We start from the raw sequence: 5,257 nt of genomic DNA on the forward strand, positions 1-5,257 counted from the left end.
CGCATCGGTCTATTTGAGAACGTGAATGCCCTGCCAGCGCCATTACTTCGCGAGCGTCTGTACCATGAATACGACAGAGCCCCTTTCATGAACCATATTCGTAAATCGATTGGACTTCCTTTGTAGATATGTTCTAAAAAACAGTAACAGTCTATAAGTTAGGTCTATCTAGGAGGCGTGAAATTTGAAAAAAAACTATCGAATAGGACTCGTTGTTCCTAGTTCAAATACAACAATGGAAACAGAAATACCAGCTATGCTCCGTTGGAGAGAACAAATCGATCCAGAATTATCGTTTACATTTCATTCAAGCAGGATGCGAATGAAAAATGTTACAAAAGAGGAATTAAAAGCAATGGATATAGAAAGTGATCGCTGTGCCGTAGAACTTTCAGATGCCAGATGCGATGTACTTGCTTATGCATGTCTTGTTGCTATTATGTGCCAAGGGCCCGGGTATCATAAGGAATCTGAGCAACGCCTATTCAATGCAACAAAACAAAACGGGGCAGCTACTCAGATTATTAGCAGCGCGGGTGCCCTGGTGGAGGGTATTAAAACATTAGGCGCAAAAAAAGTTGCAATTATTACACCCTATATGAAGCCGTTAACGAATCAGGTTATTGACTATATAGAAGCTAGCGATATTCAAGTGACAGATTCTATAAGCTTGGAAATCCCAGATAATTTGGAAGTTGGACGTCAAGATCCTATGCGTTTGGTCGATATTGTTAAAAATTTAGACATTAGCCAAGCCGATGCTGTTGTATTATCTGCTTGCGTTCAGATGCCCTCATTAGAAGCTATTCAACAAGTTGAGAATGAAATAGGAAAACCAGTGCTTTCAGCTGCTGTTGCAACAGTATATAACATTCTTAAAACCCTTAATTTAAACCCGTATGTACCTAATGCAGGAAAATTACTGTCAGGGGATATTATGTCTAAAGTTTCCGTTCAGGAGGGGAAAACATAATGAATGAAGTAAAAGATAGATTCCGTGAATCAATGGGTCGACTAGCTACCGGTGTAACAATTGTAATGACAGAGATTGATGGACGACCTTGGGGTTTAACCGTAAGTGCGTGTTGCTCGATATCTATGGAGCCACCTCTTATTTTAGTTAGCCTTGCAACTAAAGCGGCTAGCACTCAAGTCATTATTAATAATAATCGTTTTAGTGTAAGTGTACTAGCAGAAGACCAAGTTGAAGTTGCAAAATCAGGTGCTAAAGCAGGTGCACCAAAGTTCTTTGAGGATTTTGTAGAAAGCAAAGACAAGATTAATTATGATGTTACAAACGCATTAGCAAATATTCATTGTAAAGTAGAAAATGTGGTAACGGCAGGTGATCACACTATTTTTATTGGGTTGGTTGAAAATGTAGAACTAGGTGAATCAAAATCTCCATTACTTCATTTTAATAGACAATTTGGTGAATTTAGAACAGGTGTAAAGAGTTAATAAACAATTGAATGACTTTCCAAGATTGGTTGTACCCCAATCTTGGAGGTTAAGGGGGAGTTATAGTGGTGCAAGTTAAAGATGATGAGGTTTTCTTTGAAGAAAGAGGATTTGGGAAATTATTAGGGTTCGGTCAGAAACCAGGTTTGATAGTAGTGGATATGATCAAAGGGTTTACAGATCCTAGCATGCCTATGGGCTCTGATTTAACGCCTCAAATTGAAAAAGTTAATAAGCTTGTGAATACGATGCACACTATGGACCTTCCGGTATTCTTTACCACCATTTCTTATGATGATGACACATTTGCTGATTCAGGAATATGGTACAAAAAAATGGAGGGGTTAAAAACATTAAAGGCTGGTACTGACGCCGTAAATGTTGATCCTCGATTAGATTTTCGCTTAGGTGATGGCTTAATTATTAAGAAATATGCCTCTGCTTTTTTTGGGACAGATTTAATAGCACGCCTAAATGCAAATAATATTGATACTGTTATAATAGTTGGATGTACTACATGTGGCTGTGTGCGTGCTACTGCTGTTGATGCGTTGCAATATGGATACAGGCCGATCGTAGTTGAAGATGCTGTAGGTGATCGTTCAGTAGCATCTCATGAACAAAGTCTATTTGATTTACGCCAAAAATATGCCGATGTCTTAAAAACAGATGAAGTAGTGACAACTGTTTCATCTAAATATTCTTCAAATTCATTAAAAGCTTTAATAAATGAATAAACTCTACCATTCAAAGCCTTAGAAACTTAAGATGTAAGTGGCAAAAAAAAGTAGTCTTCCCAAGTCTCTAGTAGAGCAGTGAATATGAAAAGGTTTTCACGGTGAAAGAGACTAGATGTCAAAATAGCCTGGGGAAACAACATGCGAATGAAACGCATGGAATAGGTGGGGTGGGATTATGCTGAAATATTATAAAGATCTATTCAACCCGAAATTAAGTGAATTAGAACATGGTTCATATATAACGATTGGTACATTTGATGGCGTTCATAAAGGCCACCAACGATTAATATCGAACGTTGTAAGAGAGGGTAAAAAAAATAACTATTCAACTATAGCAATTACATTTGACCCGTTGCCGAAAACATTTTTCGGTAACGGGGGTTCAGACTCTTCCCGTTTAACAAGTCCGTATACTAGAGCTGAGCGAATAGGGGCAAACGGAATAGACATTCTCATTGAATATACATTTAATCAAAGTTTTTCAACAATTAGTGCTGCAGATTTTATTAATGAAATTCTTGTTGGTCTAAACCCCAAAAAAATATTTATTGGGGAAGACTTTAGGTTTGGCTATAAAGGATCGGGTAATTCCGCAGTTTTAAAACAGGCAGGTCTGACATTTGGATTTGAGACAAAAATCTTAAAATTCATCGAATTAGGTAAAGAGCGTATTTCAAGTACTAGAGTGCGTCATGCCATTAAAAATGGTAATCTTGAGCTCGCGACGGAACTTATGGGTAAGCACCATGAAATTAGTGGAAAGATTGTTCGGAAAATGAATGATTTTAAAGTATCTTTTGTACCAAATTACGATATTATTCTTCCGCCTGCAGGAGAATATAGGGTTGATATTGGAGATTATAATGATAAACATTCTACTAAAGCAATCATTTTAAACCCGAATAAATCAATAGATATTATCTTAGCCAAGCCAATGATTAATAGTTTTTCTAATGATAACGTTATTTTAAGATTTTTACAGTCAGGGACAACTATAAAAAATGAAGAAATTAAATTAAAAACATATAAAGAGCGCCGTACTATATTAAGCTAAGAAGATAGCCTTTTCAATTCGCTCCAATTCTCGAGAGCGCCGTCACAAGACTGTTCAGTCGGACATAGCCGATTTTTCATAAGAAGAGGTGAGTCTGCATTATTCCTCCCCTTTAACTGTGAATCAAGCTATATACGTGTAATATCCTTCGATTACCAAATCTATCTCTGAGTGTAGCAGAACAAAAAGAGCGACTGAAATCTTAGGCTCAGGTTGCATATGCACGACTATTGATTATTCCCCGTTTAACATCTCCTAAATCATCAATGTTGTCCGATATCCAATACAGCTTTTACGACAGGAAAATATAAAAAACATACTCAAAAATATAGAAGTACACCATAGGAGATGATTAACCTATGAAACACTACACAAAAAATGCTTTCTTAATTCTCGCATTCTTTTTGGTGGCTGCAAATCTACGTCCGGCGATTGCTTCTGTATCCCCTTTGCTAGAAACCATTCGTTATGATCTTGGCATGAGCAGTTTTGCAGTGAGCTTCCTAACTACTATCCCTGTATTGTGCATGGGCATCTTTGCTCCTTTTTTAGTGTGATTGGGATCACGATGGGGAATCGAGCGAACCATAGCGGTTTGTATCGTGATAATTGGGGCCATGACATTAATGCGTGCGCTGATTTCAACCTCATTTCTCCTACTAGTTACTACATTTTTTATCGGTATTTGCATTGCGATTATTGGACCTTTGTTGTCTGGATTCATTAAACGGAAATTTCCAAATCATACAGCTTCCATGATGGGCGTGTATTCTGTGGGGATGGGGATTGGAACATCTTTGAGTGCTGGGTTCACGATTCCGCTACAAGGTGTATTAGGTGGTTCATGGACGTCAGCCCTCGCCATATGGTCATTTCTTTCTATCCTAGGACTATTGTTTTGGTGGCCTGTAATGATAAAGGAAGCGCCATATCCCTCTAATCCATCCTCGAAGGAAGAGGGGGCAACTACCTTGGAGAAATAAGCGAGCTTGGCTATTTACATTGATATTCGGATTGCCGGCTAGCTTGTATTACTCGATCGTTACGTGGCTGGCTCCAATGGCCGAAGCGATGGGACTAAGCAAAGTTTATGCTGGTATAGCCGTTACCGTTTTTACTTTTGTACAGATGGTATCTAGTTTTTTAATTCCGATTGCCCTCAATGGCTATAATCGTCGGCACTTCTGGTTGATTGGCTGTAGTCTGATCATGCTGATGGGTTTGATACTTCTTATCTTTTCTCATGGAATAAAGCTATGGGTTTCCACTGTTCTACTCGGTATCGGATTGGGGTGGGTTACTCCCATTTTCAATGATGTTACGGCTTGATGAAAACTTCAACGCCTCATGATGCGATTGCCTGGATGGCCCTTGTTCTGTCTGGAGGATATATCTTTGCTGGATGTATTCCCACCATTATTGGCTGGGTTTATGATATTTCAAACAATTATAAGTTTTCTCTATGGGATTACTCATGTTATGTTTACTTTTGCTTGCTTTTTCCTTCAGCATTAGAACCAAACAAAAACAAGAAGACCAATTCATACATTCTCATGACAGGTAAGAAAAAGAACAAAGATATCGTTAATATATTAACTTCCGGAAGATTACTTATGTAAAAGAAAACCAACAAATATATTTAAAAGAATCCTGAAAAAACTAATCCTTTTTCTTAATACAAACGATTGCAACCAAATGAGAACTATTCATAAAAAATGCAGCCGAACTTGTTTGGAGCCGGCTGCATTTTTTACAGGTCAATTTTACCATACTATTGAAGGGACAAAGCGTAAAGTGTTTTAATTTCTCTTTTATTTATAATATTTAGAATATTGACGCCATTATGAATTTGAGATAAAATGGTTATATGAAAGCTTTGGTAAGTTTGATGGTTAATGATAACTTTAAAAAGTTTTAATGTGAGCAGGGAATTCTTCTAATATATATCAAAGGGGGGAGAAAGAATGGAAAATACTCAGGTAATATCAAAGTATTTGAAAAC

6 protein-coding genes and 1 pseudogene are annotated in these 5,257 nt (G+C 37.4%); all 7 read left to right on the top strand.

All coding sequences use genetic code 11. The features are described from left to right. Nucleotides 1-184: 184 nt before the first annotated feature. The 7 genes and pseudogenes from ADA55_RS04815 to ADA55_RS30305 all read left to right on the top strand — a co-directional run bounded on the left by ADA55_RS04815 (nt 185) and on the right by ADA55_RS30305 (nt 4,874). The gene (locus ADA55_RS04815; RefSeq protein WP_072273117.1) at nt 185-973 is read left to right on the top strand and encodes a maleate cis-trans isomerase family protein; all 789 of its coding nucleotides are present in this window, start codon (nt 185-187) and stop codon (nt 971-973) included. Then, nucleotides 973-1,461: a flavin reductase family protein gene (locus tag ADA55_RS04820; protein ID WP_048679889.1), complete on the top strand. Its 489-nt coding sequence runs from the start codon at nt 973-975 to the stop codon at nt 1,459-1,461. Before ADA55_RS04815 ends, ADA55_RS04820 begins: the two co-directional genes overlap by 1 nt. Nucleotides 1,462-1,526: 65 nt before the next feature. Next, nucleotides 1,527-2,198: an isochorismatase family protein gene (locus ADA55_RS04825; RefSeq protein WP_065421111.1), complete on the top strand. Its 672-nt coding sequence runs from the start codon at nt 1,527-1,529 to the stop codon at nt 2,196-2,198. A 178-nt stretch (nt 2,199-2,376) separates the two neighbouring features. Continuing rightward, on the top strand, nt 2,377-3,255 hold the full coding sequence (locus ADA55_RS04830) for an FAD synthetase family protein (RefSeq protein WP_048679895.1): 879 nt from the start codon (nt 2,377-2,379) through the stop codon (nt 3,253-3,255). A gap of 359 nt (nt 3,256-3,614) precedes the next feature. Next, the gene (locus ADA55_RS30295) at nt 3,615-3,812 is read left to right on the top strand and encodes a hypothetical protein (RefSeq protein ID WP_053087365.1); all 198 of its coding nucleotides are present in this window, start codon (nt 3,615-3,617) and stop codon (nt 3,810-3,812) included. 60 nt (nt 3,813-3,872) lie between these two features. Continuing rightward, nucleotides 3,873-4,584 (top strand): annotated as a pseudogene (locus tag ADA55_RS31190) (CynX/NimT family MFS transporter). Further along, nucleotides 4,584-4,874 (top strand): hypothetical protein, encoded by a 291-nt coding sequence (locus tag ADA55_RS30305; protein WP_053087368.1) that lies wholly within the window; start codon nt 4,584-4,586, stop codon nt 4,872-4,874. The pseudogene ADA55_RS31190 and the gene ADA55_RS30305 overlap by 1 nt, the downstream one beginning before the upstream one ends. Nucleotides 4,875-5,257: the final 383 nt, after the last annotated feature.

The organism is Bacillus sp. 220_BSPC (genome assembly GCF_001054655.1).
Taxonomy (GTDB): domain Bacteria; phylum Bacillota; class Bacilli; order Bacillales; family DSM-1321; genus Peribacillus; species Peribacillus frigoritolerans.

Excerpts from the sequence above, each read along its gene's own strand:
- ADA55_RS30295 (WP_053087365.1), top strand. The coding sequence starts at position 3,615 with ATGAAACACTACACAAAAAATGCTTTCTTAATTCTCGCATTCTTTTTG.
- ADA55_RS04830 (WP_048679895.1), top strand. The coding sequence starts at position 2,377 with ATGCTGAAATATTATAAAGATCTATTCAACCCGAAATTAAGTGAATTA.
- ADA55_RS30305 (WP_053087368.1), top strand. The coding sequence starts at position 4,584 with ATGAAAACTTCAACGCCTCATGATGCGATTGCCTGGATGGCCCTTGTT.
- ADA55_RS04820 (WP_048679889.1), top strand. The coding sequence starts at position 973 with ATGAATGAAGTAAAAGATAGATTCCGTGAATCAATGGGTCGACTAGCT.